The sequence below is a fragment of the Lacipirellulaceae bacterium genome (assembly GCA_040218535.1).
Lineage (GTDB): Bacteria > Planctomycetota > Planctomycetia > Pirellulales > Lacipirellulaceae > Adhaeretor.
Window position 1 is genome coordinate 1,156,460 of sequence record JAVJRG010000005.1, and the last position, 26,780, is coordinate 1,183,239.

Annotated in this window: 20 protein-coding genes and 1 pseudogene; 9 read left to right on the forward strand and 12 right to left on the reverse strand. The window is 55.9% G+C overall.

The genetic code is table 11. The annotated features are described in order from the left end of the window. Positions 1 to 83: 83 nt before the first annotated feature. The 6 genes and pseudogenes from RIB44_04960 to RIB44_04985 form a co-directional block, all read right to left on the reverse strand. On the reverse strand, positions 84 to 971 hold the full coding sequence (locus RIB44_04960) for a PEP-CTERM sorting domain-containing protein (GenBank protein ID MEQ8615925.1): 888 nt from the start codon (positions 969 to 971) through the stop codon (positions 84 to 86). A gap of 100 nt (positions 972 to 1,071) precedes the next feature. Beyond that, entirely contained in the window at positions 1,072 to 1,854 is a 783-nt protein-coding gene (locus RIB44_04965) for a hypothetical protein (protein ID MEQ8615926.1), read from the reverse strand. A gap of 122 nt (positions 1,855 to 1,976) precedes the next feature. Continuing rightward, the gene (locus RIB44_04970) at positions 1,977 to 2,225 is read right to left on the reverse strand and encodes a hypothetical protein (protein MEQ8615927.1); all 249 of its coding nucleotides are present in this window, start codon (positions 2,223 to 2,225) and stop codon (positions 1,977 to 1,979) included. Between the two features lie 165 nt (positions 2,226 to 2,390). After that, positions 2,391 to 2,687 (reverse strand): annotated as a pseudogene (locus RIB44_04975) (DUF1559 domain-containing protein). Between the two features lie 76 nt (positions 2,688 to 2,763). Continuing rightward, complete coding sequence (locus RIB44_04980) at positions 2,764 to 3,258, reverse strand: hypothetical protein (protein ID MEQ8615928.1); 495 nt, start codon at positions 3,256 to 3,258, stop codon at positions 2,764 to 2,766. 123 nt (positions 3,259 to 3,381) lie between these two features. Then, positions 3,382 to 3,855 carry a CBS domain-containing protein gene (locus tag RIB44_04985; protein MEQ8615929.1) on the reverse strand — a complete coding sequence of 158 codons (474 nt, stop codon included), beginning with the start codon at positions 3,853 to 3,855 and terminating at the stop codon, positions 3,382 to 3,384. Between the two features lie 597 nt (positions 3,856 to 4,452). Here RIB44_04985 and RIB44_04990 point away from each other — a divergent pair. Beyond that, entirely contained in the window at positions 4,453 to 6,189 is a 1,737-nt protein-coding gene (locus RIB44_04990) for a hypothetical protein (GenBank protein MEQ8615930.1), read from the forward strand. On the opposite strand, the gene RIB44_04995 is transcribed toward RIB44_04990, so the two are convergent. Further along, positions 6,186 to 7,298 (reverse strand): aminopeptidase, encoded by a 1,113-nt coding sequence (locus RIB44_04995; protein MEQ8615931.1) that lies wholly within the window; start codon positions 7,296 to 7,298, stop codon positions 6,186 to 6,188. The two genes, RIB44_04990 and RIB44_04995, sit on opposite strands and share 4 nt — an antisense overlap. A gap of 219 nt (positions 7,299 to 7,517) precedes the next feature. Here RIB44_04995 and RIB44_05000 point away from each other — a divergent pair, with 219 nt between their 5' ends. The 3 genes from RIB44_05000 (at position 7,518) to RIB44_05010 (ending at position 10,897) form a co-directional block, all read left to right on the forward strand. Next, complete coding sequence (locus RIB44_05000; GenBank protein MEQ8615932.1) at positions 7,518 to 9,503, forward strand: acyl-CoA dehydrogenase family protein; 1,986 nt, start codon at positions 7,518 to 7,520, stop codon at positions 9,501 to 9,503. Positions 9,504 to 9,536: 33 nt separating this feature from the next. Then, complete coding sequence (locus RIB44_05005) at positions 9,537 to 10,253, forward strand: hypothetical protein (GenBank protein ID MEQ8615933.1); 717 nt, start codon at positions 9,537 to 9,539, stop codon at positions 10,251 to 10,253. Between the two features lie 125 nt (positions 10,254 to 10,378). Beyond that, complete coding sequence (locus RIB44_05010; protein ID MEQ8615934.1) at positions 10,379 to 10,897, forward strand: PEP-CTERM sorting domain-containing protein; 519 nt, start codon at positions 10,379 to 10,381, stop codon at positions 10,895 to 10,897. Positions 10,898 to 10,907: 10 nt separating this feature from the next. Here RIB44_05010 and mgrA read toward each other — a convergent pair whose 3' ends face one another. Together mgrA and RIB44_05020 are read right to left on the reverse strand one after the other, a co-directional pair. Continuing rightward, a complete protein-coding gene (mgrA, locus tag RIB44_05015; GenBank protein ID MEQ8615935.1) occupies positions 10,908 to 11,882 on the reverse strand; it encodes an L-glyceraldehyde 3-phosphate reductase in 975 nt (324 codons plus the stop codon). A 68-nt stretch (positions 11,883 to 11,950) separates the two neighbouring features. Beyond that, positions 11,951 to 12,379 carry a hypothetical protein gene (locus RIB44_05020; protein ID MEQ8615936.1) on the reverse strand — a complete coding sequence of 143 codons (429 nt, stop codon included), beginning with the start codon at positions 12,377 to 12,379 and terminating at the stop codon, positions 11,951 to 11,953. A gap of 282 nt (positions 12,380 to 12,661) precedes the next feature. On the opposite strand from RIB44_05020, the gene hemB reads away from it, so the two are divergent. Continuing rightward, positions 12,662 to 13,672, forward strand: a complete 1,011-nt coding sequence (gene hemB / locus RIB44_05025) for a porphobilinogen synthase (GenBank protein ID MEQ8615937.1) — start codon at positions 12,662 to 12,664, stop codon at positions 13,670 to 13,672. A 424-nt stretch (positions 13,673 to 14,096) separates the two neighbouring features. Here hemB and RIB44_05030 read toward each other — a convergent pair whose 3' ends face one another. Then, complete coding sequence (locus RIB44_05030) at positions 14,097 to 14,936, reverse strand: prepilin peptidase (GenBank protein MEQ8615938.1); 840 nt, start codon at positions 14,934 to 14,936, stop codon at positions 14,097 to 14,099. 206 nt (positions 14,937 to 15,142) lie between these two features. Here RIB44_05030 and RIB44_05035 point away from each other — a divergent pair, with 206 nt between their 5' ends. Beyond that, on the forward strand, positions 15,143 to 15,874 hold the full coding sequence (locus RIB44_05035; GenBank protein ID MEQ8615939.1) for a DUF1080 domain-containing protein: 732 nt from the start codon (positions 15,143 to 15,145) through the stop codon (positions 15,872 to 15,874). Between the two features lie 385 nt (positions 15,875 to 16,259). Then, complete coding sequence (locus RIB44_05040) at positions 16,260 to 17,069, forward strand: hypothetical protein (GenBank protein ID MEQ8615940.1); 810 nt, start codon at positions 16,260 to 16,262, stop codon at positions 17,067 to 17,069. A gap of 404 nt (positions 17,070 to 17,473) precedes the next feature. On the opposite strand, the gene RIB44_05045 is transcribed toward RIB44_05040, so the two are convergent. Continuing rightward, positions 17,474 to 21,166 (reverse strand): MFS transporter, encoded by a 3,693-nt coding sequence (locus RIB44_05045; protein ID MEQ8615941.1) that lies wholly within the window; start codon positions 21,164 to 21,166, stop codon positions 17,474 to 17,476. Between the two features lie 261 nt (positions 21,167 to 21,427). Here RIB44_05045 and RIB44_05050 point away from each other — a divergent pair, with 261 nt between their 5' ends. Beyond that, entirely contained in the window at positions 21,428 to 22,702 is a 1,275-nt protein-coding gene (locus RIB44_05050) for a hypothetical protein (GenBank protein MEQ8615942.1), read from the forward strand. A gap of 64 nt (positions 22,703 to 22,766) precedes the next feature. Here RIB44_05050 and RIB44_05055 read toward each other — a convergent pair whose 3' ends face one another. Then, positions 22,767 to 24,587 carry a hypothetical protein gene (locus tag RIB44_05055; protein MEQ8615943.1) on the reverse strand — a complete coding sequence of 607 codons (1,821 nt, stop codon included), beginning with the start codon at positions 24,585 to 24,587 and terminating at the stop codon, positions 22,767 to 22,769. Positions 24,588 to 24,767: 180 nt separating this feature from the next. On the opposite strand from RIB44_05055, the gene RIB44_05060 reads away from it, so the two are divergent. After that, complete coding sequence (locus RIB44_05060) at positions 24,768 to 26,645, forward strand: protein kinase (protein MEQ8615944.1); 1,878 nt, start codon at positions 24,768 to 24,770, stop codon at positions 26,643 to 26,645. Positions 26,646 to 26,780 lie beyond the last annotated feature (135 nt).

Consider the following 26,780-nt stretch of genomic DNA (forward strand, 5'->3'; position numbering starts at 1 on the left):
GTCGAAAATGGAGCCACAATCTGGCCGCGGGTGCTTGCACGGCGACTACGTCTCAGTAGCGTATCAAACCCTGAAAAACCCTGCTAGTGGCGTCCCCTTCGCAGCCCTAGCATCATTGATCCCGCCAAACCCAAGAGCATCAAGCTACTCGGCTCGGGGACCGCGGTTACCAAAGGCATGATACTGGCTTCCTGCTGCCAAGTCAGGAAATCGTTCCCTGCAACCTGTGCGTCCCGCGTGGCGTCCCCATCGCTGAGCAGTGCCGCAGAGGCGATGCCGTATCCCGTTTCCCAGTCCGCCAAGTCACCGCCATCGACCGAGGCATCAAGATCAAAATCTGCCCGGAGAGCTCCCGGCTCGATGCCGCTGGCGGCCAAAAGATCAGTTACCGCTTGGTCCCGCTGCCCTGCGGTGATTCGCTGGGCGAAGACGAACAGAAAAGGTTCTGTCGGCGAATGTCCGTCAACTTCCAATTGCCCGACAATCCCGTAGGCCCCGTCGGGTGAGGTTAGCTCGAAGAGCCGAAATAGGATGTGGTCGTGGACTTCGCCATTATTAAAGGCGACGGCGACCGGAAGCGGAGCGTGATCTGGAACTTTGTTGCGCGTGACGTCAAAGAGCGTTCCAGCTAGGTTCTCCACGCGAAACGGTGTCGTCAATGGAGTTGGGTTTGCAACCTCGGCACCATCCCAGTACAGCAGCGGTTGAATCACTCGCAGGTTGACGATCGCTCCTTCGGACAGTGCCCCCGGCGGTGCGCGAAAGCCAGGTTGGTCGGTACTAACCGGCGGATCGCCTGGCATCGGTGGGAACCCGGGAGCAATTAGAAATGCCGAGCGGGTGTTGCCTTGCGTAAGCGTCAAGCTACCGGCGTTGTTCGTAAAATTAATGTCGAGATCTTGGGAGAGACCAACTGCCGGAGATAGGGCCAGGATAATGAACCCCAAGATCGATCGTTGAAACAATTTCATGACAATTCTCAGTGAGAATGTGAAACAGATGAATAGCCCGGCGCGAGGAATCTCGCGAAGCCACGCGCCGGGCGAATAACTCAATCCATTCTCCGCTCAATTAGCTGCGGCGTCGTACTGCACAAAGTCCCATTGAAGCGAGCAGACCCAAGACAGCCGTGGTTGGTTCAGGAATCCCCAAGCCGAACTGTTCGCTCACGAAATCGACCGCTTCCTCGTGGACTACTTCATCTACGCCCACAGCGGCGACCCAGTACAGCTCCGGCGAACCAGCAAAAGCGTTTCCGTTGAGCTCAGCTTTGTGGGTCGTCTTCACCAGATAGATTCCCGCTGTCGGAGCGGCCACGTCGTTTCCGGCGTTATCTACGAGTGAGAAAACCAAGTGATCGTCGAACAGCTCATCCTGTCCTGGCTGGTCGTCCGACTGGGCAAAGAAAAACCCGGTCGCAGCTGCGGACCCGTCGATTTGGATCGACTGAGCCGAGGGAGGATCAGCGATCTCTAGCTCATGAGGTGCCATCCCAAACGAGGGGGCTCCGGTGCCATCCCAAAACCAGAGGCTGCGTTGGGTGCCGCTAAAATCGATCAGTCCCACGTCGAAGCCAAAGATGGCCCCATCGGGAACCGAAGGCTCACCCAGCGGTGGTTCCTTTTCTGCCAGAAAGCCAGGATCGTCGAACTGATTCATCCCAAGTGCTGGGAAAGCCGAACCGAACTCGGCTTCAACGATGTCCGTGCTAAGGACGAGCTCTCCGCCCTCAATGGCGACTTCAACATCTGCCCCGTGCCCGTGTGGGTCTTGGGCAGTTGCCGTTAATGCTAGTGTTACAACCAAGCCTGTAGCAATGATTGTGGTAGAAAGAAAACGAATATGAGAACACATCAGACTATCTTCCCCTTCAGAACAAATCGTGAAAAATGCTGTGCAGCTAAACCCGGAAGCGCAAGCTGAGCACGCAGCTCTTCCTGAGATGCTTTTCAATCCGTGATAGTGCTGTAGGCCTGCTATTCAGGCTTAGCAAATTGAAATGGCTCGTCGATCCATTCGGAGATTTGATCCTCCGGAACGAAGGCAACGTGCCCGTCGGCGTAAAGAAAGTGCGAACCGCCAGCGTGACGTGCCACGGCCACCTCGGCTTTGATGGTTTGCATCACGGCGTTCCGGTCGAAGTACCAACTATCGAACCAAGCAGGCGAGTGCGTATGATCGTTAGCCGTGCCCAGCGGTAAATCATCCGCTGCCTCGAACATCATGATCGTCCGCGAAGTCGCCCGGAGCTTCTCAAAGTTGAGAATCGAACCAGGACGTAGAGAGTCTTCGTAAACAAGAAAACCATTCAGTAGGTAACTCGTCAGACCCTGTCGAAGGCGTTCATCTCGCTGCTCGTCATCCGGGCAAATCCGAATGGAATCCACCGCCTCGGAGTACGGTTTCAGAGTCCAAATCCAGGACTCCTGCTCCTCGACCGTGTTGTCATGGCGAGCTCGGGGAAAATCCCCGTCATGCGTGTCGCAGTAGCTCATCGTCGCCAAGCCAAGTTGCTTGAGGTTGTTGGCGCAGTCCATACGTCGTGCCGCGCCGCGGGCAGCTTGTACCGCCGGTAGCAACAGACCGATTAAGACTCCGATGATCGCAATGACCACCAACAATTCAACGAGCGTAAAAGCTTGCCGATAAACTCTGGAATGTGTGCTGCTGCGGGCAAAGCGGCCTATCAGGCAGCGTTGCTTGCTATGAGCAACCATGACTCTTCCTCATGCATGAGAAAATGTGAGCGAGAAAAACCAACCTTCAGACGGTCGGTGGCCCACGAGCATGAGGCGTATAGGTGAGGACATCAGGAGCCAGAGTTTCACTAGGCACCGGCTGACCGGCGACGTAAGTGACTTGCAAGAAGTTGGTCGGCACTGCCGCCGGTGTCTGAGCCTGGGCAAGGAAAGCACAGATAGGGCAGTATCCTTCAGCAGCAACAAGCGTCCCGGCGGAGTCGCTCTTGTGAGGAACTTCACAAGAATTCTGTTCGGCAGGACAGCAACTATCGCTTGTCACCGCAGTTGCTTCGAGTTGGACCTCGCATGTGTGGCAGCAGGAACAGCCCTGGCAGGCTTGCCGCTCAGCGGCAGTCGAACCCTTCGTGCAGCAGCTCGCGGCTGTGCAGTGCTCGCAGTCCAGAACCGTGTGCAAACCGTAGCGAAAAACCCCCGTGCTGCCATACGTCAGCAGAACTAAGCCGATGAAGGCCAGTTTCAGATGATGCTTCGAGAGCTGTTGGCTGGGGAGGGACATAGACTTCGGAGAAGCCAAGTGCGGCATTACATGCAATACGATTGCAAGTAGTATATGCAGTCGCTCCGTTTGTGTCTAGCTTGTTGTAGCTAAACACCTTAATTGCCCAGATTTCGCCGCCAACTAAGCCACGGGGGCCTCGCTTCGCTCTTTTAACGCACTTAGATACAGAATCGTACTGTCGGAGGCCTTCGGTGGCGATTTCTTCACCAGTTTCAGTGCCGCGTGCAGGACGTCTCTTCGGCTAACTTGGCCAATCAGTCTGCCGTCTTCGAGCACCGGCAAGCGGCGATAGGATGTCAGCAGGAACACCTGGGCAATCGATAAGAGTTGTGCGTTCGGGTCAATCGTCTGGGCATCGCGGTCCATGAACGACTCGACGCTGCTCGAGGGAAGCTGGTCGTAAGCGGCATCCAGGAGAAAGTGCATCGAGCATTTCTCACTGAAGATTCCCAAGTAGTTGCCAGAGTCGTCCACGACCGGTGCGCCGGAGATGCGATTTTTCAGCAGCATCTGAACCGCTTTGAGCACGTCCATTTCAGGACGTAGAGTAACAAGCTTCTTGACCATGAAGTCGCGAGCAGTGAGTTGATCCATAGTGACCTCCCGCTAAGAGCAGATTTTTGAAGAGAGTTGGGATCGGCTTCCTCCAGAAGCCCACCGTTATGGTGCGTGTCCCAAGGTTCCAGCATAGCACGACGGCAGTGCCAAAGTGAGGAAAAAAGGGCCTTGTGAAAAGTTTCACATGGTTTGCTTGTGAAACTTTTCACAAGGGGGTGAACCTCCGAGATACGTCAGCTCTCCGATGGGTGTTTCGCAAGCACATCTCTTCATTTCGGGTACACCCTCAATGTGTGACTCTTCTGGCCACGACCTAAATCGAACGAACGCGCCTAATGCGATCGAAAGCTGGGCACGTGCTGAGGGGAAGAGCGAGACGATGTCCGCAGACTTAGTCCACGAGCATTCAGGTTCTGGAGATGCTTGTTGTGGAAAAGTAGAGGCTGTGGGAACAGCCCACCGTCGGAGCAAGATCACAGTCGTCCTTTTGCTTCTAGCAGGGCTGTTGTGGGCGTTGTGGTAGAATAGGAGAGTGATTGCCAACCTCGGAACGACCTAGCTTTCCCATTCAAGTCATTGGCTCACGGTTGTCTTTAACGATTGGCCCGTTACTCCTTTCGCACTCGCTAGAAAGTGGACGCCCACCAGATCCTCGACGCCCTAAGCGCCTCGTTCTTTGCCCTGCTAGGCATCTGGGCTGCCGTGGTCCGACGACATTGGTTTCTGCGGTTTTCTGTCGTCTGCATTTGCCTGCTTTCAGCTTTGCTGATACCGGCCTACGAAGTTGTCATCGAATTTGGCCTACTTGTCACCGTGATCGTCACCGGGGTTTGGCTTGCCAGGAAGAAACCAAATTGGCGACCTCAATTCTCATTGGAGACGGCGCTGCTGCTGACAGTTGTTGTCGCCGTAATTTCTGCCGTGGCGGCGAAGGCACCCGAGCTGAGTGCCCACACTTGGGCCTGGATGATCGTCAACGGTGTTGCGCCGGCGTTGTTAGCCCTGGGGTGTTTGTGGCTGGTGTTTGGTCGAGCCCGTTTGCTAACACGCTTGATTGTCACGGCATTAGGTTTCGTCCCCTTTGTGAGTTTTTATCATTTTCTGAGAGTTGTTGAGACGACGCTCAGTACCTACTTAACGGGTGGTCGTTGGCAAGAGGAGTTACTGGAGAGCTACAAATGGGATGCGGTATCGCAATGGGTTGTGGTGAACGCCCCCATTCTGGGACTTGCGATTACGATTATTCTTGCCTCACTGATCACCGCAAAAGCAAGTGGCTGGTTCGCAAGCCAAGACGAGCAGGAGCAGCAAAGTACGTCACGTTGGCAGGCGCTAGCTCGGACTGGGTTGGTTGCTTCATTACTCGCCGTAGTCGTTCCGCTGGTTTACGTTTTTTATCGACTCCTAACGCCGCCGGAATTACCAACCGTTGAGTTGCCGGTGCCGAATGGATATGACGATTTCGCCACTGCCGGCGCGATGATCAAAGGAGACTCCCAGATCATGTATAGCAACTGGCAGAGCATCAGCGATGAGAAACGCGGCCAGCTTGTCAGGGATTGGGAGCCGGTACTCTCGCTTGCGCAACTCGGTCTGAAAAAGGAGTGCTACTGGCCACTTCAAGCAGATGGAACTTCAGTGGACGAAGTTCTACGACTGTCGAATGCCACTTACAACAACTTTTTCGCTATCCTTTTTTCCCTCGACTATGAGTCTCGCCTAGGTTCCGCCTCTCAAGCAGCGAGCCATGCAGCCATGCTGATCGAGTACGAATTGAAAGCTGGGCGAGGAACGGAGACGTTGGCGAACTGGTTTTATCCGTTCGAGGGCTACGGTCTTTCGGAAGTTGAAGCGGAATTACCGAGGTTCCTGTCACGCTTAACAGCCGAGGAGTGTGAAGACTTTTCGGCTAGGTTGACCAAGTTGCGAGAAGACATTCGGCCAGTCAATGAAAAAATTACGGGGCGGCGGATCGCCGAAGCGAATCGTAATTGGATGTCGCACCTCAACGTTTTGCTGACGGAGTGGTCAGGACGCGATCCTTTTTCTTGGGAGCAGCGGCGGCATCGCTACTGGCTCGCCAGGTATCGTGTCATGACTGTGCAAGTCATGTTGCAGTCGCACTGGCTCAAACACGGCGTTCTGCCTCAAGAACTTAGGGATTTGGAGAACAGTGCCGGCAACTGGTTTCTTGATGACCCCTTTTCAGACACTCAACTTGCTTACGTAGTCGACTCCAAAGGTAACTTCACCCTGCTAAGTGTTGGCAATGACGGTAAGACCGATCCCCCCGGGGCCAACCCAATCGACGACATCATCGTCACAGGGCCGGCCAAGTCCGAAGATCAACCTGAATCGAAGGGCAACTAAAGCCCTTCGTTCAGCCCCTGCAAGTCTTCTGGCACGAATAAGCCGTCCTTGCGGACGAGCTCATCGTCGAAGTAGATTTCGCCCCCGCCGTAGTCCTCACGCTGGATTAGAACCAGGTCCCAATGGATCTGGCTGTCGTTTCCGTTGTCCGCTTCATCGTAGGCTTGTCCCGGGGTGAGATGGAAACTGCCGCCGATCTTTTCATCGAACAACGTGTCAAGCATCGGATGCCGCACGCGGTTGTTCGTTCCCATCGACCACTCGCCGCAGTAGCGGGCACCTTCGTCAGAGTCGAGGATTGCGTTGAGCCGCTCAGTGTCGTTCGATTCAGCCCGGATGATTTGACCGTCTTTGAATTCGAACTCGATATCGCTGAACACCGTTCCTTGATAGCGTGATTGCGTATTGAACTTGATCACCCCGTTGATGCTGTCGCGCACGGGGGCGGTGAAGACTTCGCCGTCGGGGATGTTCCGATCACCATTGCAAGGAATCACGGGGATGTCTTTGATGCTGAACGCCAGCTCCGTGCCGGGCGCGATGATCTTCACCTGATCAGCTGCTTCCATTCGCTTGACCAGTGGCTCCTGGTTTCGCCCCATCGCCGCATAGTCGGCGGTGCAGACATCAAAGTAAAAATCTTCAAAGGCAGCGGTACTCATGTTTGCCGCCTGCGCGAACGAGTCGGTTGGATACCGCAGCACGACCCACTTCGTATCGGGGACACGAATACTACCATGCACGGGTTTCCACCAATGCTTTTGAAACAAGTCCATCCGCTCGTGCGGCACATCTGCGAACTGACTACTGTTGGCAGCGCCGCGGATACCGACATAAGCCTGACAAGCGTTCATGCGGGCTCCTTCAAACTCCGCCGCGGCCTTCATGCTTTCTTCGGTGGCCGTTTGGTAGAGCGAACGCAAGACGGCATTTTGCTTGGTCGTGACAAGAGGAATCGCTCCCCGCTCGGCGGCTCCTTCGACTAACGCACAGACGAGATTGGGCTCTGGCAAGTCGAAAGCTTCGATAAGAATTTTCTCGCCCTTTTTGATCTCACAGCTATGGTCAAGCAGTAAGTTGGCGAGCTTCGTGATGCGAGGGTCGTTCATCAGGGGAAACGATCTTTCTAGGAGAATCAATGAGCGGTCAAGAATCCTTGAGCATAGCAAAACTCAAGGCAAAGTTCACCAGCGTGTCCTGGTGGCATTGTGCGTTCTGTTCTACTTATAAGTACCGTTTGTTCGTGCACTGTCATAACCACGGCCTTCGATACTTGTATGAAGTGGTATAATTGAGACGGAGAACAAAAGCACCGAAAGAGGTTCACGATGAGCACCCAATCGCCCCCACCCACTGAGACCGATCAGACCTCAGATCACGAAGCTTCCTTCGCCGAAACTGCCCTCAAGCTGGGCGGCAAGAGCGATGATGAAGCGCGCCGCACCGGGGCGATCGACAAGGCAGACGATCAGGTCGAGTCCCTCTTCGCACCGCAATATCAAACCGTCAATAGCCCCGCGCACCGTGCGGTCTGGGAACGTGGTGTTCCGGTCGAACTCTTTCAAAGTGCCGAGCACGCAACGCCTGCCGATGTTCGGAAGGTCATGGATGATTCTCTGGCCGTGGTACGTAAGCACCGTGATGCAGGCACGGTTCTTGATGCTAATGGTAAGATCACCGATCAAGTGATGGGCGACTTAGCCGAGGTTGGCTATTGGGGCCTCTTGGTCGACCGCGAGTTCGGCGGCAGCGGCACGCCCTTCGCCTCTTTCGCGCCGTTTCTGACAGAAATGGCGATGCTCGATCCGACGATCGCAGGCCTTGCCTCAGTTCACGGTTGCATCGGTGCGGTTGATCCTGTGCGGACGTTCGGCACGGACGAGCAGAAGCAACGCTTCTTGCCCGACCTTGGTAACGGCGACCGACTCAGTGCGTTCGCACTTACCGAGCCCTGCGCCGGCAGCGATCTTACCGCATTGCGCACTTCTGCCAAGTTAGAGGGTGACCATTATGTCGTGAACGGCGAGAAGCTGTTCATTACCAATGTGGTTCCTGGCCGCACGATTGGGCTGGTCTGTTTGATCGAAGAGAAGCCCGCTGTGCTGATCGTTGATCTTCCCACGGAAGAAAACGAGAACTTCCAACTCCGCAAGTACGGCCTCTGGGCGCTCAAGCATACATTCAATCAAGGAATTATCTTCAAGGACTTCCACGTCCCCAAGGAGAACTTGCTAACTCCCACCAAGGGCGATGGCCTGACGATTGCCTATCACGGTTTGAATCTCGGTCGTGTCTCGCTTTGTGCCAACGCGGCCGGCACGATGCGAATCATGCTCGCCAGCATGATCCCCTGGGCGAACTTCCGCGTTACCTACAGCGAGGCGATCGCCAAACGTGAACTTGTGCAACGTCGCATGGGCGAAATGGCCGGGCTGATTGTCGCCTGCGATGCACTCGTTGCTTGGTGCGCAGGTTTGATCGATCAAGGCTATCGTGGCGAAATGGAATGTGTGATCGCCAAGATTTTTGGTAGCGAAGCTCAAAAGCACGCCGCGATTGAATTATTCATGAAAACCCACGGCGGTCGTTCTTTCCTACATGGCCACCTTTTCGGCGACAACGTTCACGAGTATCTTGCCCCATGCATTTACGAGGGTGAAGGGGAAATGCTCGCCATGGCGTTTTTCAAATCCTTGGTGAAAGATCACGGCAAAACGTATTTCGAGCCCGTCGGTAAAGCTCTGGCTGCAGCAGGCATCAAGAAACCGAACCCACTCAACCCGGCCCACGCTTGGGCTCTCAAGGGAGTGGTGTTCCCATACTTGAAGTGGTTGGTCGCCCGCAAACTGTTGCCGACCGCCAGCAGCCAGCTTCCCAATATGCCTAGTGAGCTACGCAGACACGCCGAGTTCGCGTGTACGAACTTGCAAAAAATGTCGGTCGAGATCTCCGACACGATGAGCAAGTTCCAATTGTCGCTCGCCGATCGCCAGTGCCGCATGGCAGAGCTAAGCCAACGCTGCCAAGACTTGATTACCATGCTCTGCACCAGCCTCTACGGCAGCCGCCACGCCGACGAGTTGGTGCGTAAAGCAGCAGACGTAATGTGCGAGCAGTTGCAGCAAAAGTACACCGGTCGCCGTCACTCGAACAAGTTTTTCAAGAAGGTCACCCAGCTCGGCGCTGCTATCGGCGAAGGGGGCTTCAAGAGCATCGCTGGCTTGGAACCGGATGAAATCCTAATGCCTTATGAGCAGCAATCTCAGACAGAGAAAGCCGACTCGCCTGAGCATGTGGGCGGTCGAGTGCATTGATTCCTTAGGCAATTGAACAGGAGCACAGCTGCGGTGGTCATCCAGCGCGCTAATTTGCTGCTCGGTCTGCTGGCTTTTGTCGGCATTGCACAGTTCTGCTTTTGTACGATTTCAGCGATTCAGCATTACCCAGGTGGGTATTCTGCCAGTGAGCAATTCCTGAGCGACCTAGGTTGCACGGCTACGCGCACACACCAAGACAATACGACCTCAGCAAAGTATTTCAATCAATCGATTATTCTGCTGGGCCTGCTGCTTATCCCATTTTTCCTCGCAATGCCTAGCATGCTTGAGGAGGGACAGCAGATCGTTCGGTCTGCAGGAGTACTTTCTGCTGGCGGGTTGATTGGCCTAGGACTGACACCCTACGACCAGCAACTGGTTGGCCATTTGGCTTCACTTGGTCTCTGGTTGCTATCAACGCTGCTGCTGGTTGTGATGCTCTTCTATCTGCTAGGTTCGCGACTGAATGGTTTCTCCCGAATCGTTTCGACGATCGCTACTCTAGCGGTGATTTTTGCGGCCTGTGGTTATCTCTTCATCGGAACCCCAAGTGGGCACGTTCTTTTTCAGAAATTGGTCGTGATCGTCGTGGCAGGCTGGTTCTGTCTCCTTCTGCTGGTAGTCTCTGTCACGACTGTTGAGGCGGTACTTCCTCACAAGTTGCTTATCGAGCAGCAAGCGAGGGACTACTTGGAGCACATCTCTACGCATAGCCATCGCCGTGTGAAATACAGAAAACGCCGATGATAGAGTTGTTTTAGTGAGCGCAGGGTAGGATTGCTTGACTTAACTCATGCGTCGGTTATTCTCACCACTAGCCACTGCGGGCTTCCGTAGCGTTTCTCTGTCAATTTTTCTTGAGGGGTGAGCTAATGAGCCAAAGAATAATTGCACTTCTGGCAGCGGTTGCTGTCTGTGTTGTGCCCGCCGATGCTTTCGGAGTATTGATCACGGAAACACTAACTGGCGAAGTGCTGTTTGGCGACGCGATGGGCGCGACCGCCACGGCAACTTTCACCTATGACGACGCACTGATCACAGGGATAGATGAAGAGTTTCTCGTGCCACCAGACTTCAGCTTGAGCTTTACCTTCTTAGGCCAAACTTTCATCGAAGACGACGACACGGATTTCCCTGACTTTCCCGAGCTCGGCTTCCTTGATGGCGTGCCAGTTTCTCTTGATTTTGTTGTCATTGATGGAGACGGTGTCGGTGATGAGATTCTCGACCCGGTAATCTTCAATTTCTCCATGTTCGATATCGAACCGGACCCCGCTGGCGGCTTTTTTGGAGAAATCTTCACGAACTTCTCATTTATTCCGGAGCCAACCACAGCAATGTTGGCTGGGCTAGCAATGGTCGGTTTCGCCACTCGCCGAAAAACTTGCTAGAGCTTGTCGCTCAGTTGAGGATCGCTTCGATCTGCGCGAGTTCGTCCTTCTCGAACTCGCGTTTGTCGAGGCAGTCAAGATTGTCATCAAGCTGCTTCACGCTACTCGCTCCAATCAGCACGGTGGTAACTTCCGGTCGCCTAAGGACCCAAGCGAGCGCCATCTGTGCGAGCGATTGACCACGGCCTTGAGCAAGTTCGTGTAGCTTGCGGATTTGCTTGAGGACGTCTTTGGTCAACTGATCTTCAGAAAGAAAGCCGTGTTCTTTGGCGACCCGCGAATCTGCGGGGATACCGTCCAGGTAACGGTCCGTGAGCAGCCCTTGAGCGAGCGGAGAGAACGGGATGCAACCCGCGCCAACATCCTCAAGCGTTTCGAGTAGTCCATCCTCTTCCACCCAACGGTCGAACATCGAGTACCGCGGCTGGTGGATCAGCAGTGGGCAGCCCATTTCCTTGAGCAGCTTGGCCGCCTTGCGTGTCTTCTTCGATTTGTAGTTGGAAATGCCCACATACAGGGCTTTTCCTTGCTGGACTGCACTGGCGAGTGCGCCCATTGTTTCTTCCAGCGGGGTCTCTGGATCGGGACGGTGTGAGTAGAAAATGTCCACGTACTCGAGTCCCATCCGCGTGAGGCTCTGATCCAAACTCGCCAGCAGGTATTTCCGTGATCCCCAGTCTCCGTAGGGCCCGTCCCACATCGTGTAGCCCGCCTTGGTGCTGATGATCAGCTCATCGCGATGGGCTGCTAAGTCACCGGCTAACATCTTGCCGAAGTTCTCCTCGGCGGAGCCCGGCGGCGGGCCATAGTTGTTCGCCAAATCAAAATGCGTCACACCGCGATCAAACGCCCGCCAGACAATGTCGCGCGCCACTTGCTGATCATCGACACCGCCGAAGTTATGCCAAAGCCCTAAAGAGACGGCTGGGAGTTTTAGGCCACTGTTTCCACAGCGGTTGTAAGTCATCGAATCGTAACGTGACATAGAAATTTCCCCTACCTCAATTAGCCGCGAGCTAACAGCTCGCCGGAGTACTCTCTTCAGTTTCTATTTCAATCCCGCCCTAACTCTTTCACCAACGCTTGAACTCGCTTGCGTAGTTCATCGCTGTTCAACCCTCGCTTCTCCGCTTCGGCCAGCAGGCGGCGTTGATGCACATGCGGCAAGCGGGCCACTGCCGCGTGGGCACTCCAAGATAGGGCAGGTCGGCGATTCTGCGGGGGCACGCGGCGAGCGACCGATGCGTAACGGCTGACCATTTCGGTGGAGAGCGTATCGCCGCAGACTTCGCCAAATTCCTCGCCGAACAGGTCCTCGCCCGCGTTGATCATGTCCCCAATCCACCAGGGACTGGCTCGTTGGCTCCACAAAGCAAACTGCAAAGGCCCTCGCCACTGCTCCAACGCAGGTTTCCCCTTCATACGTACCGCTGCCGACTTGAAGTCGAACGGACCAAGTTGAATCTGCGGTTCTTCAGGCATAGTCGGCATTGTTTGCGAGGAAGACAGTTGCTCGTCCTAGATTTTAAGCAGAGCGGCAAGAATAATGAATAACTTACCAGAGTCTGAATTTTCCGAGTCTCTAAGCTTGAAATATGGGCCACGGATTACACGGATGTCACTGATTTTCTAACAGGAGGTAACTAAGGAAACAGAGAGTATTAAGGTCCATTACTCTGTTCTCTCTGTTACCTTCTGTTCAAAATAAATCCGTGACATTCGTGTAATCCGTGTCCAAATTTGAGTTTCTCTTGTGAGTTCTTTATGCCATCCCAATTAGGTTTCTTTCCCTCAACCCGCATGCGTCGCCTGCGGCGGCATGATTGGTCGCGCCGTTTGGTTTGCGAGAATCAGCTTTCGGTGAGCGACCTCATCTGGCCGCTGTTCATCCGTGAGGGAGAGAACGGGCGCGAGCCAGTCCCTTCGATGCCCGGCGTTGAAAGGCTCTCGATCGATCTTGTTGTTGAGGTAGTCGGCGAAGCGGTTCAGTTGGGGATTCCCGCCGTCGCCTTGTTCCCCGCGACGGACCCGGCGCTCAAGACCGAAGGCTGCGAAGAGGCAATTAACCCCGAGAACCTCGTCTGCCGTGCCGTTCGAGCCGTGAAGGCGGCTCACGGCGACTCCGTCGGCGTGATTTGCGACGTGGCGCTCGACCCTTATTCCAGCCATGGTCAGGATGGTTTGGTTCGCGACGGATACGTGGTGAATAATGAGACGCTGGAGATGCTGTGCAAGCAATCACTCGTGCAAGCCGAGGCAGGTTGCGACATCATCGCCCCCAGTGACATGATGGACGGCCGCATCGGGGTGATTCGTAAATCGCTCGACGAAGGTGGCTATCAAAGCGTGCAGATCATGGCCTACGCCGCCAAGTATGCCTCGGCATTCTACGGCCCGTTCCGCGACGCCGTCGGTTCAAGCGGCAACCTCGGCAGCGGCGATAAACGCACCTACCAAATGGACCCCGCGAACACTGACGAAGCCCTCCGCGAAGTCGCCCTCGACATCGCCGAAGGAGCCGACAGCGTGATGGTCAAACCGGGCATGCCGTACCTCGACATCGTGCAGCGCGTGAAGCAGGAGTTCGCCGTCCCCACCTTCGCTTACCAAGTCAGCGGCGAATACGCGATGCTCAACGCGGCAGCCCAAAACGGTTGGCTCGACCGCGAGAAGGTGATGCTGGAGAGTCTGCTTGCGTTCAAGCGTGCGGGTGCGGATGGGGTGCTGACTTACTTTGCTTTAGAAGTGGCTAAGCTGCTTAGAAAAACAAATTAACCCGCGAGCTACGCCTCGCGAGGAACTCGCCAAACTTAGTTCCAAGCGGGAACACTACGCCGAAGGCGTTACGCAACATAGCCTAGGGTTAGCCAACAGCGAGCCCCAGCGAGCTTTGGCTTACCCTAGGTTTAGTTGACGATGTTCTCATCGACCGAGCAAAGAGTGTTGCCTGCCGTTTAGCCTAGCCGAGGTCGAAATGTGAGCGACAAACCTCGGCACATTGCGACCTCGACAATCCGCCGCTGGTAGTCGACGCGTTTCGCTCGGTCGCTAATCGTCTACTTCTTGTTTCCTAGGGTAGGTCTTCGCTCGCTTAGGCTCGCTGCGACCAACCCTAGGCTATGGTGCGTAACGCCTTCGGCGTACGTTATGTCTCAGGCTTGTGTCGTGGCAGTCAACTCAGGGGTGGGTGGCACTGCGGTTAGGAACTGATGAGTGCGTGTAGTTGTTTCCAAAAAATAATTTGGAGGATCGAAGCAACGTAGATGCTAGTGATGGTCCCTCTTCTGACGAAAAATTTCCCTTCCGCATTCCTTCGAATAAAGAGTAACAAGAAGCATGCGGCTAAGATCCACACTGTGAAGCAACCCTTCCCAAAAATTAACATCGGCGTAAGGAATGCAAATAGAAATGAGTAGAAATCTTGCTTTCTTGATTGACTAAATGCACCGAGTATTATGACTGCAAGTCCGACTAACGCCTGTGCGGTAATGGAAAGCTTCTCGTTACTTGTTTCGTAAAACTTGAATTGCCACCCATACCTGAATACTACGGCTGCAAAAAAGAGTGCGAATAGCTGCCACGTAAGGGGACGGCCATCAAGGTCAATCAATAGTAAGCACATAAGAAAACACAAGGCGGCACAATGAAACCCATACACCCCCAGCACCGTCCAATTCGGCTCAATCACATTCTCCAGCGCCCCACGCCCCTCAGTCAGAGGCCCGGTCGGTAAGTTTGCCCCGCCGCTGAATACCTCCGCATAGCACAGCACGAAAAAGGTGAGCCCCATCACCGCTTCCACTATTGCATAGCGAGGCGAAATCGGCTCGCTGCAAGCGCGGCACTTTCCTTTCAGCCACAGCCAGCCCAATACGGGCACATTATCGCGGGCGAGAATCTGTGTCTTGCATTTCGGGCAGTGCGAAGGTTTCCAGATGACGCTCATGCCCAGCGGCATACGGTAGGCGACGACGTTGAGAAAGCTCCCAACGCATGCGCCGATAACGCCGAACCAGCAAGCAGTGAGGAAGTCGATCAAGATATGTTGCTTTTGTAAGTAACCAAATAATTAGCCTGCGAGCTACTTCTCGCGCGGTGATCTTCGAGCAGAATTCCGCGCGAGCCAACCTAGTATTGTCGTGCTCGCGGACTAGTGCAGAATCGCACAATTGCTTGCAAGGAATCGTAGTCTTATATTGAATTCCTGCAAACCTTGATCATCGATTCGTTAAAAGGAAAGCTCACATGCCCAAGACTCTTCTTTCTCTTTGTATTGCGACTTTACTCCTATCGCTCAGTATGAACGCCCAGGCCGACCACCACGAAGCCAAGAGCGGGAAGAAGCCTGAGAAAGAGACCGGCTTCACGCCCTTGTTGGGCGACGATGCCGAGAAACTTTGGGTCGGCTACAACAAGAAGACTTGGCCGGAACATTGGAAGCTCGCCGATGGTGTCCTCCATCGGGCAGGCGGCGGTGGCGATATCGTCACCGTCGAAAAATTCGAGAACTTCGATTTTCGTTTCGAGTGGAAGATCTCCGAGGGGGGTAACAGCGGTGTTCTCTATCATGTCGGTCTTGGAGACAACCAACCCTACTTCACGGGCATGGAATACCAGATCCTCGATCACACGAAGCACAGCGACGGCAAAAGCGACCTGACTTCGGCTGCCGCACTCTATGCGATGTACCCGGCCAACAAGAAGGTCGTCAAACCCGTGGGCGAGTGGAACACCAGCCGCATCGTCGTCGCTGGCAATCGCATCGAACACTGGCTCAACGGCAAGAAAATCGTCGACGCGGTCCGGGACGGAGACGAATGGAATCGCCGCCTCAAGGCGAGCAAGTTCGCTACTTGGGAGAAGTTCGCCAAGAATCGTGAAGGGCACATCGCCTTGCAGGATCACGGCGACCTCGTTTGGTATCGCAACATGCGGATCAAGAAGCTTCCTGCAGAAGAAATGAAGAAAGCCGGCTAAAGTAGCTCGGGCCTCCAGGCCTGAGTCGCAAGACGTTTCCGACATGAGAAGGCGATAATCCCGTTCAGAGATTCTCACTTCCCGGGAATCGTGAGCTATCAATAAGTGAGTCTCAGGCCTGGAGGCCCGAGCTACAGATTGCTAGCACCGCGTCTCCTACCATCTTCTCAATTAGGCTGCGGTCACCCTCCCTTCTTGGCCGAATAATCATTACGACCGGCAACGTTTCACACGTGCGGGATCGATCCATAAGGGGGGATCAATGCTAGGAATACTGCGCCCAGCTTGCGGGCGAACTGAGAGGAAGGTACGCGCTCGGCGTCCATGTCTCTCGCATACGAAAAGACTGGGTTCTTGGAGATTAGGCGGCTTCCTGGCGACTTTTTTGGTCGTCATAGGGGGGCAAGCCGCTACTCTTTTCGCTGCCAACGCGAGTACGCCCTCGACGACTTCTGACCAGGCACGGGAAGCGGCTCGCAGAGCCATCCCGCTCAGCCGCGTCTCGCGCGAGTACCGTGGAAAAGTCAGCCAGGTTCTCAAAGATCCGAGCATCTACCGGCGGCTGCCAACTGAAGTGGTGGATTGTCAGCCGGAGATGTTTACGATGCTGGCTCAGAACCCTGAAGTTCTCGTCGAAATCTGGCGGAAGCTCGGCGTCAGCAAAGTTCAACTCGTGCGCACTGGACCAAACACGTTGGACCTCACCGATGGCATGGGCACCACGGGAACGCTCGTTATTGTCGAGCAACTATGCGAACCCGGCGCGCAGAATCGAATCGTCATGTATTCCGAGGGGCGTTACGAGGGGAAGCCGTTTACGCGTCCCGTGACTGCCAGTTGCGTATTGCTGCTTACCAGCGGATCAATGCAGGAGACCAACGGGCGTCACTACGTGGCGGCTCGCATGGATACCTTCGTGCGGATTGATCGACCGAGTTTGGAGATCCTTGCCAAGGCGGTTCATCCTTGGGTAGGGAAAACGACCGATCGCAACTTCGTCGATACGATGACGTTCATCAGCAACTTCTCGTACACGGCAGAGAACCGTCCTCAGACGATCGCCCGGCTAGCGGAAGATCTGGACCGCGTCGATGCGGCCCGCAAAAACAAACTGGTCCGCATCGCCCACGAGTGCGCCGAAGCCGGGGCCGGTTTGCGGCAGGCGAGTGCTGTGACAAGGTCAGCCAGAAAGTAGCTTTGGCCTCCAGGCAATTAGTTTGGGGTAGGTTTTCTAATCCCAGCCCCGAAGGGGCGGCAATACCATAGCCCAGGGCAAGGCCATCACGAGCCCCAGCGAGTGTGGTCGCAGCCCTGGGTGACTGCCAGCAAACAAGAATCGACCGAGTAGAGAGTCGTGAGTATCGCAGAGCGTAATCGAGGTCGAAACGGGAAAGGTTTGCCTCGGCCTGTTGCGACCTCGCCAAGGTGCCGCTGGTAGTCAGGCCTTCCTGCTCGGTCGCTCATAGGGCTCAACCTTATCCCAGGGCTGCGGCCAAGCTCGCTGGGGCTCGCTCGACCTTGCCCTGGGCTAACTTACTTACACCCCTTCGGGGTTGTGGGTGTTGATTTGCACCATACTGACGGGCCAGGAGGCCTGAGCTACTTGTCCCCAAACCGTTCCCACGCCAAGTCGCTCACTCCCTTCAAGTCGAGCTTACCCGTGCCCAGCAGCGGAATCTCTTCGACTTCAAGGAAGCTGTCTTTGCTGGGAATGTAAATGTTCGGCAAGCCTACACCCCTGAGATGCTCGATGATCTGCTCCGGCGTGTAGTTGATCTTCTTGTGCAGGACGATCAGCCGTTCGCCCTTTTTCTCATCCGGAACCGACGTGACGACGACCAAGACTTCGTCCTCGTTGCCATCGGCCACATAATCGGCAACTGCTTCCTCGACCTTCAAGTGCGGCACCATCTCGCCGCCGATTTTTGAGAAGCGGCTCAAACGCCCGGTGATTTCGATGAATCCATGCTTGTCGATCTTGGCAATGTCGCCCGTAACGTACCAACCATCGCGAATCACTTCGGCCGTCTTGTCAGGTTGGTTGAGGTAGCCCTTCATCACGTTGGGACCTTTCACCAACAACATGCCGGCGGTGTCCACGGGCAAGTCTTCATTCGTGTCGGGGTCAACGATCTTCGCCGCCACACCTGGCACGGGCCGCCCGACTGTGCCTTCTTTGAGATCGATCTGATCGTGATGCGAACGACTCGGCGGCACGTTCACCGAAACCAGCGGCGATAGCTCCGTGGTACCGTAGCCTTCGACGGGCCGCACGCCGAACTTCTGCTCGAAGGCCTCGCACAACGGCACCGGCAGTTTCTCAGCGCCGCCGACAGCGATTTCCAGCTTCTCGAAGTCCGCCGGGTCGCAGCGTCGTAGGTAATTTCGCAAGAAGGTCGGCGTCGCGAGCATCACCGTCGCATCGCGTGCCTTGGCAAGCTTGCCAATCTGTTTCGCATCCAGCGGCGAGAAGTGATATGCCGCGCGAACATCCAATCCCATGATCGTCCACAGCGTGACCGTGAAGCCAAGCGAATGGAAGAACGGAACGACACCAAGCACGCAGTCATCCTTGGTGAGGTGGATGACTTGATCGATCGCATCGACGTTCGAGCCGACGTTGTGGAAGGTGAGCACGACACCCTTCGGGTCGCCGGTGCTTCCTGAGGTAAAGATCACCGTTAGTTCATCGTCGCCAGTTAGCCGGTTGAGGCCCAAAATCGAATCCAGCATGAACGCCGGTGTCGCAAAGGCCATCGTGGCGGCGGTCAGCTTATCTGAGAGGGTTACCTTGTCCTTGAATTCATCGAGCAGCACAATTTCTGCATCAATCTGCATATCGAGCTTATCGAGCACCTTCTGCGTGGTCAGCACATGCTTGATACCCGCCTTCTCGATACAGCGGTTCATCACGTCGGAGGAGACCGTGTAGTTAAGGTTACACGCCACCTTGCCGCTGAGCGTCACCGCGTTGTTGACGACCACGGCACCAGTCGAAGGAGGAATCAAGAGGCCGACGTACTTCTCCTCAGCCGTGAAGACCTCGCGCTGCAGCAACCGCCGTAAGACGAATGTCTTCAGCAGAATCTGCCCGCCCGTGAGGCCAGCACCGGTCGAGTCGGCGATCTTCCAACGGAACAACGACTTGCGGCATTTGCGAATCATCGCGCGAGGCAAAATCATAGCGTGTTGCTTTCGTTCTGTCGCAGCCGTGGCACTCAACTGCTGCACGGCATCGCGAACCTCGTAAATGTTCTTTGGGGAAGAGATCTGTTCGCCGAACCAAATCGAGACACGGCGAGGGCTAAGTTGAGGCCATTTCCAAAAGAAGCGGCCGCCACGGAACGTAAAGATACTGCCCCACAGCTCATCCAGATAGACCGGTAGGACAGAAGCCTCGGTCCCCTTGAGGATTTCCAGCATCCCAGGCCGGAACGGCTGAAGCTGGCCACTACGCGTGATGGCCCCTTCCGGGAAGATACAAACAAGCTCGCCATTGTTGAGCGCTTCGCGTGCTGTGCTTATTGCCGTGCGGGCCGCCTTGGGCGAGCGTTTGATCGGAATTGCATCCATGATCCGCGCGATGCCGTGCGACCACCAACTGCCGACCATGTTCCCTGCGATAATCATCCGCACGGGGCGTTGGGAGATGGCCACTAACAGCAACCCATCAAGCCAAGAAACATGATTGGGCGCGAGTAACGCCGCTCCCTCTTCTGGCAGATTCTCAACTTGCTTCAATTTGATTCGATAGAACGTATGCGTGATGAGCCACGCCAGGAAACGAATCGAGGCCTGCGGTATCGAAACGACAATGTAAGCGAAAACCGGAATCGTCAGCACGCCACACAGCAGGAAGATCTGCCGTGCAGTCATGAAGGGATGCCCGTTGATCTCGTCGTAAACGGCATCGACGACAGCGGTCTGTTCCGGATAGCGCTCTTCAAAGGTCGACTTGTCGAGAGGCTGCTTCGACTGCTTGATCTCGCTCATCTCTTTCCAGAGATCGGCGGCCAATTGCTTCTCAACCGACTCGGCAGGCATGTCGACGATAACGTTTTCTAGGGACGACTCTTTCGTCGGCAATCGAAACAGCATGAAGGCTACCGACGCGAGCAGAATCCCAGCGAAGGTAATGAAATTACTTGCCGCCAAAATTGAACCGCGTTCGCGGGCCGGGCTGTACCGTTGCATGTACGCGGCCAAAGGCACATCGAAGAGCCCGCCAGAGAAACCGAGCAAGAAAAGCAGCAGGCTCGCGGCGACATAGCTGAGCGTCCAACTCCCACTGGGCGTGTAGAGTTCCCCCTCCACCGTGAACAGCATCAGTGCGCAAAACGCCAAGCCGCCCGCCCCGAGGGGCAGGATTCCCAGTTCGACTTTTCCCTTCGACCACACGCCAGCCAAGACACTTCCTGCTCCCACGCCCACGACTAGTGCAACGAGCAGACCAGCCATCTGGCTCTGACGGCTGCTTCCTCCCTCGACGGCAAACTGATCGATATTCAGATTCGCCAAACCTCCCAGCGACCAGAAGAAGGCAATCCCGATCGCCACCCGCAACATGCCGGGCGTCTTTGCCAGCGTTCGTAGATCGCGAAAAGTCTGTTGGAAGGCATCCCGAGGGAACTTCCGCTGGGGATCAGCCGGGGGCAGCGGCTTGATGAGCAGACTGGTCGCCCAACCTACTGCCGCGACGCCGATCAGCACCATCGCCGAGAGCCACCAACGCTCCTGACCAAACGCTCCCGTCTTGTCGGCGAGAACGCTTCCCACGACGGAACCGACGGCTGTGGCGATGACTGTTGTCAGACCAATTAGGCCGTTGGCGGCAGAGATGCGACTCTCTTCCAAGATTTCCGGAATACTGCCCAGCTTCGACGGACCGAATAACGCACTTTGGGCACCCATCAGTCCCAGTACGACCAGCAGCAACCAGACCTGGCCAACAAGAATCGCCCCGACGGCCAGCATCATGATGACGATTTCCGCCAGCTTGCAAGCGACGATCACCTGCCGCTTGCTGAACTTGTCCGCCAGATAACCCGCGGGAGCCGCGAGCAACAGGTAGGGCAACACGAAAGCGACCGTCCCCGCCGCCAGGATCATCCCCACGCCCGATTGCTCGACGTGCTGCTTCCCCACTCCGATGATCAACCAACGGAGAATATTGTCGTTGGATGCCCCCAACAGTTGGGTGACGAGCAGCCCGAGAAAGCTGGGCGAGAGCAGCGTCCGATCTCGTTCGACGGCAGCAAAGTGCTTGCTGCCAGCAGTAGGAGAGGCTGCCATCGAGAGGTACGGTCGCTTGTGCCTGGGTCAGTCGAGAAACACGCGGAGGCGGATCGGCAGCGGCCTTCCGCGTCGGAAACCGTTGCCTGCTCTTGCTTTAAATCAAAACCGCCTAGTCCCATTTTAGCTTGCAGGGCGGCCCGTCTCCAAGTGCGAACTTGAAAATAAGCCGTTAGGCCCGAACTGGCGGATGCATTGATGGCAGGAAGGCTCTGAGAGAAAGGTATTGCCCCGTTTTGCGGCTTTCAAGAGAATCCGCCCATGAATGCCGACCCACTACCGCCGTGGTTTGACAAAGCCGAAGCGAAAAGACTAGCCGCGTTCTTCGCGGTCGTGGCGATCGTCGCGCTGCTTTGGTCGGCTTGGCCCATGGTTGCAAACTGGCAGCAACAGCGCGTTGTCGAGGCGTTAGTAGCAACGGCTGAGTCGGGCACTGCCAGTTCCAGCGCGATAGCAGTCCGCAAACTGGGCGAGCTGGAGCAGCCAGCCATTGTCGAACTAACGCGGATTGCCTCTTCTGAGCAAATCACCTCCGCGGATGTGGCCCAACAGCAACTGACGATGTTGCTCGCACACTGGCGGACGCTTCAGAACGAGCAGTTGGCTGACGAGCAGGTGACAGACAGTTTGGTTATGCTCGCCGATTCCCTCTCAATGCATGCTCACCGGCTTGGACCGGCCGGACAGCAGTGGGCGGAGCAACTGGCACTCGATCTGCTCGACGCGACGGAAACCCTTCCGCCACGAGCGACAGCAAAGATCTTAAGTGCTTGCGATGCGACGCTTTCACACATTCCCGCACGGCGACCACGGCAGCCAGTAGCAACGCAGCTCGTCGATGCCTCATCTGAGTCGCTTACCGTTCCGCAACCCGACATGGCGATTCTTGCCGAGCAGTCGGGAGAAGACCTGCCAGAGCGTTTTCGCGATCCGCCGCGAGCAGCAGTCGCAACACCGCTTCCACAAGCGTCGGGAAACGCCGACGAAGCAGAGCGATCGCCGCTCACGTGGAACGCTCGTTCCAAACAGGACGTATCCCAAGGAAACGATGAACCTTTGGTAGAAAATTTTGACCGAGAGCCTACAATCGCAGAACGCGCAACAAACAAAGCCATCAGCGTGCCCTCACCCGAAGAAGCCCGTCAACTGCTACGGGAACTTTCCGGTCGTTCCTCGCGTGATTTGCTCCTGGAACTCGAAAAAGCGAATCGCTATCGGGCGGCGATTCTGAGAGAAGCACTTCGCAGTAAAGGTTACAGCGATGCGGAAGTGACACTCTTCCGCCGGATTAGTTCCCCCAAGGTTGCTGATCGACGGCGATTGCTGGAGCTCGCCCCGAACCTGCCTGCTGACTCCGCACGTCGGTTGCTCGTCGCGCTGACCGAAGACGCTGATGCCGACATTCGCCTTGCAGCGCTCACGGCATTCGCAACAACCGGCGACCCACGCATTCGCCAGATTGCCCAGCAGCGAGTCCGTGTTGATGCCGACGACCGCGTTGCGAAGTTGGCGAGTCGGATTCTGCGAGAGCAGTAGCCACGTGCGCCAGAACGTGGAAACGCTGCCAACGATTCCACCGTCTGGCGACGGTGGCTACTTGCTACCGCCGTTGCGTACCACCAAGCATATTCACACGACTCGCCGTCACATGTGCCCGTTTGTAGTCCGGCATATAGCCACGCTTGCCTTGAATGCCGACGCGACGCCCAACATAACGCTGCAGATTGACATCGGGAGTCGGGGTAACGAAGGAAACGACTTCTCCCTTCTGATCGACCAGAGCGTAGCGGGGAGCTTTCGCTCGCTTGGAAACGACCGGCTTCAGGATACCCACCGCATCGTACTTGGCTTCTTCGGTGCCATTGGCTGATAGTTGATTCCCCGTCGACTCAAACGGATCAACCTGCACCGGGGTGAGCGTTCGATGATTCTGCACCAGCTCCGCCGCTCGCGGCTTAGCCGCCCTACCTCCCAGGTCTTCCCGAATCCTATCCAAGACTGCAGCACTCCCAGGAGTATGCGCCGGAGACTGGCCACTCGTACCAGAAGCAGCAATTTCCTCAGTCAATGCGACCTCCGGCAGTGCGACTTCGGGCAATTCTACTTCTTCAGTCGCGAGTTGGCCTAATTCAGGCATCGGTTTCGCTTCCACTGCCGCTGGTTCAATTGCTTTAGTGACCGCTGCTGGAGCAAGCACCGGCTGCTGATACCGTGCTTGAACTTGCTCGAACGTCGCGATCCGATTCAGTAGTTCCCGATACTGTTCGCGTGCCCCTGGAGCTTGCTCGTTCGCAAGCAGAACCGCGGTCTCTTCCCGCAGGGCAATGAGATTCCACTGCTTCGGCGGTTGAATCACTTCACGCGAAAGCCGCATCTGCAACTCCGCGATTCGCTTATTTTCCGGCAAGGTCGAAGCCTCGTCACGGAACTTGATTCGAGGGGGCATGCGACCGTCGTAGTCGACACGTTTCGGGGTGTCGAACACTGCGGGCAACGGCTTCTTATCAGCAAGGATGTCAGAAGCCGGGTTACTGTTCCGCGTCGGGTAGAGCGGCGGTGCGGTGATCTTCTCTTTGGAATCCGATTTCTGGGCATACTGAGCGAGCTGAAGCTCAGCGGGTGAGCCTTCAACGATTCTCACGGTCTCGTCATCCGCTTGATGCATCTCAATTGAGTGCATTGAATCTGTGGCAATAGGCTCAAGGTTTGTTGCACTAATCGTTTGATGGCGTAGATGTGCGAATGCGTTGCCGCCGCTGTTCGCATTCTCGCTTTGAACCGGGGAGGGCGGTGCCGACGGGATCGCGGAACCGTAGGACTGCCAAATCATCTTTGGCGAACTTGTTGACGGTTGCGTACTCGGCACTGTCGGAGTGGGCGGGTTGGGTTCAAGCGGGGGATCCAAGGAAAGGTCCTTCGCGGCAACCCAACGAAACTCCCCGGCTGGTGGTGCGATTCTTACCCAATCGTTTCCAGGTTGCTGTCCGACAACTGGCAAAGTCGATCTCAGTAGTTGCACTCGCTCACCTTTTTTAAGCATTACCTGAACCGCCTGCTTTTGCGGTGAGAGCTGGCTGCCTACCCGGGCGACCGCATCATCGACGATCACCTCGGCGGTTCGTTCGTCGATGATTCTCAGACTTTGCTTCGGCACCAAACTAAAGGCGTTGTGGGGCGGACGTACCGCGCACCAGCCGTCGGCGTCATGCCGAAAGACCTCCACTGCCGCACCAGAAGTGAGCGAACTGGTCGGATAGTGCCGTTCACTCGGGCCGCTGCGTACAAAAGCGTTTGCGCCGCTCACAAATGCGACATATGGGAAATGTTGCTGCCCCCAAGCGATCGTTGCCTGCGAGAGCAAGACTCCGAGTAGGCAACTGATGACGAAGCGGTAAGAAAACGAAGCTTGTCGGCGATTCATCGCAAACCTCATGGTACTGACGGCGCAAACTCGGCGCGGTTAATAGTGCCGCTGCTTGTAGAAAATCTAGCCGCTAGCAACAAGGTCGCTTGAGCCTTGCTAGCTGAGGGTACTCGTCACTGTTAAACTAAAAGCTGCCAGCAAACCTCCATGTCCTCCCTGCCTCCGCGGTAAATCCCCATGCAAGTCGAACAACTAGGCCCATACAAGCTGGGCAAGCGAATCGGCAAAGGGGGGATGGGCTCGGTTTATGAAGCGGTAGAAGAATCAACGGACAACCGCGTAGCCGTCAAAGCGCTCAGCCCGCAGCTAGCAGTTGCTGACGGCTTCCGAGAACGATTCGAAGCGGAGATCGAATCGCTGAAAATACTCCAGCACCCGGGAATCGTTCGCCTCTTGGGCTACGGCGAAGACTCGGGCGTGGTTTTCTACTCGATGGAACTCGTCGACGGGCCCAGCCTCGAGCAAGAGATTACCGCCGGTCGTCGCTTTGATTGGCGCGAAACGCTTCAGATCGGTATCCAAGTCTGCAAAGCGCTCAAGCACGCCCACGATCACGGAGTTGTCCATCGCGACATCAAACCTGCAAATCTTTTGCTCACGCAAGACAATCGCGTCAAAATCGCCGACTTCGGTATCGCTCGCCTCTTCGGAGCGACGCAACTGACCACCGCCGGCGGAGTGCTTGGCACCGCGGATTACATGTCGCCAGAACAAGCCGACGGCCGCCCGGTGACGGAGAAGTGCGATCAGTATAGTCTCGGCTCGGTCATGTACGCGTTGCTGTCAGGCCGCCCGCCGTTTCGAGCGAAGAGCATGCCCGAAATGTTGCAGATGCAACGTTACGCTGAGGCAGAGCCCGTCACACGCTACGCACCTCGTACGCCTGCTCATCTCGAAGGATTGATCAAGCAACTGTTGAGCAAAGAGCCCGACGATCGTTTCCCTAACGTCATGGTGCTTGCTCGCCACATGGAGGCGATGGAGAAAGCACTCTCTCGGCGTTTTCAGGAGGCGGAAGGAACAGCCGAGAGCTCGGCTGAGCCCAGCATCCCGAAGCATTCGACGATCCAAGAAGATGCAACACTCGTGCATGACAGCCAAGTGTCACTCTCCGACGACTCGGTCGATCTGCTCATCCCTGATGAAGTTCACGATGCGCCCACCTTAGCCGAATCCGACGAGATCGAGCTGGCACCTCCCGAGCCACGCCAGCCGATTCCGCGGAACGCTACGGTGGCGAACTCCCTGGCAAGCCATTCAACGCGTGCGGCGGACGAAACAGAATCAGCTAGCCCTGCCGTCCAGCCGGTCGCTCCCGCCAAAAGGTTCACCACGGTCGACGAAGAGGCTCGTCGCCAGAGCAAGGCTCAACGGGGCGAGCGTTGGGCGGTTGTGGCACAGGTGGCTGGTCTCGTTTTTTCATTGGCTGCCGTCATCGGAACCGGGTGGTGGCTGCTCAAACCGAAGTCAGCGGATCAACTTTACTCCTCGATCCAAGCCACCATCGAAGAAAACGGCGGCAAGGATCTTCGTCTGGTTGAAGACGAAGTCGAAGAGTTTGCCGAGCGCTTCCCTGACGATCCGCGACTGCCAGACTTCGCGGAAATCCAGCAAGAAATCGAGCTGAGCAAACTGGCCCGGCGACTCCGTGCCGAGTCCCTGTTTGCGAAGAGCGATTCACTCCACCCAATTCAGCAGATCTACGGCGAGGCGATTGCCGTCGAGGAGGAGAATCCGGCCCTAGCGGCAAGCAAGCTGCGTGGCCTACTCGATCTGTACGATCAGCCAGCCGCCAAAGAGTTGGAGGAAGAGCAAAGACGCTGGCTGGAACTCGCGGCTCGCCAGCTCGAAAAACTCGAGTCGCAAGTTGCTGCAATTGCCCAGCAACAGCTCCCAGCCTTGGAGGCTCGTCTTCGTCGAGCGAACTCTCTGCGAGCCAGTGACCCCGCCGCCGCGAAAACCATCTACACGGCACTTGTCGATCTGTATGAAGACAAACCTTGGGCAAGCGAAATCGTCGAGGCTGCGCGAGCACAACTTCAAGAACTAAAATAAGAAGATCTACGTTATTATGGACACGGATTACACGGATCAACGGTAGGATGGCCACTCCTGGCCGTCACTCGAAATCTACCTGAAGGCAATAAGTTCGGAGACAGGTCCAAACATCGGGCAGGAGTGCCCAATCTA

What these genes read in the sequence shown, in the direction of transcription:
- RIB44_04980 (MEQ8615928.1), bottom strand. Translation starts at nt 3,258, where the DNA reads ATGTCCCTCCCCAGCCAACAGCTCTCGAAGCATCATCTGAAACTGGCC.
- RIB44_04965 (MEQ8615926.1), bottom strand. Translation starts at nt 1,854, where the DNA reads ATGTGTTCTCATATTCGTTTTCTTTCTACCACAATCATTGCTACAGGC.
- RIB44_04960 (MEQ8615925.1), bottom strand. Translation starts at nt 971, where the DNA reads ATGAAATTGTTTCAACGATCGATCTTGGGGTTCATTATCCTGGCCCTA.
- RIB44_05035 (MEQ8615939.1), top strand. Translation starts at nt 15,143, where the DNA reads ATGCCCAAGACTCTTCTTTCTCTTTGTATTGCGACTTTACTCCTATCG.
- RIB44_05060 (MEQ8615944.1), top strand. Translation starts at nt 24,768, where the DNA reads ATGCAAGTCGAACAACTAGGCCCATACAAGCTGGGCAAGCGAATCGGC.
- RIB44_05055 (MEQ8615943.1), bottom strand. Translation starts at nt 24,587, where the DNA reads ATGAATCGCCGACAAGCTTCGTTTTCTTACCGCTTCGTCATCAGTTGC.
- RIB44_04985 (MEQ8615929.1), bottom strand. Translation starts at nt 3,855, where the DNA reads ATGGATCAACTCACTGCTCGCGACTTCATGGTCAAGAAGCTTGTTACT.
- RIB44_04995 (MEQ8615931.1), bottom strand. Translation starts at nt 7,298, where the DNA reads ATGAACGACCCTCGCATCACGAAGCTCGCCAACTTACTGCTTGACCAT.
- RIB44_05050 (MEQ8615942.1), top strand. Translation starts at nt 21,428, where the DNA reads ATGAATGCCGACCCACTACCGCCGTGGTTTGACAAAGCCGAAGCGAAA.
- RIB44_05000 (MEQ8615932.1), top strand. Translation starts at nt 7,518, where the DNA reads ATGAGCACCCAATCGCCCCCACCCACTGAGACCGATCAGACCTCAGAT.
- RIB44_05020 (MEQ8615936.1), bottom strand. Translation starts at nt 12,379, where the DNA reads ATGCCTGAAGAACCGCAGATTCAACTTGGTCCGTTCGACTTCAAGTCG.
- mgrA (MEQ8615935.1), bottom strand. Translation starts at nt 11,882, where the DNA reads ATGTCACGTTACGATTCGATGACTTACAACCGCTGTGGAAACAGTGGC.
- RIB44_05010 (MEQ8615934.1), top strand. Translation starts at nt 10,379, where the DNA reads ATGAGCCAAAGAATAATTGCACTTCTGGCAGCGGTTGCTGTCTGTGTT.
- hemB (MEQ8615937.1), top strand. Translation starts at nt 12,662, where the DNA reads ATGCCATCCCAATTAGGTTTCTTTCCCTCAACCCGCATGCGTCGCCTG.
- RIB44_05045 (MEQ8615941.1), bottom strand. Translation starts at nt 21,166, where the DNA reads ATGGCAGCCTCTCCTACTGCTGGCAGCAAGCACTTTGCTGCCGTCGAA.
- RIB44_04970 (MEQ8615927.1), bottom strand. Translation starts at nt 2,225, where the DNA reads ATGATGTTCGAGGCAGCGGATGATTTACCGCTGGGCACGGCTAACGAT.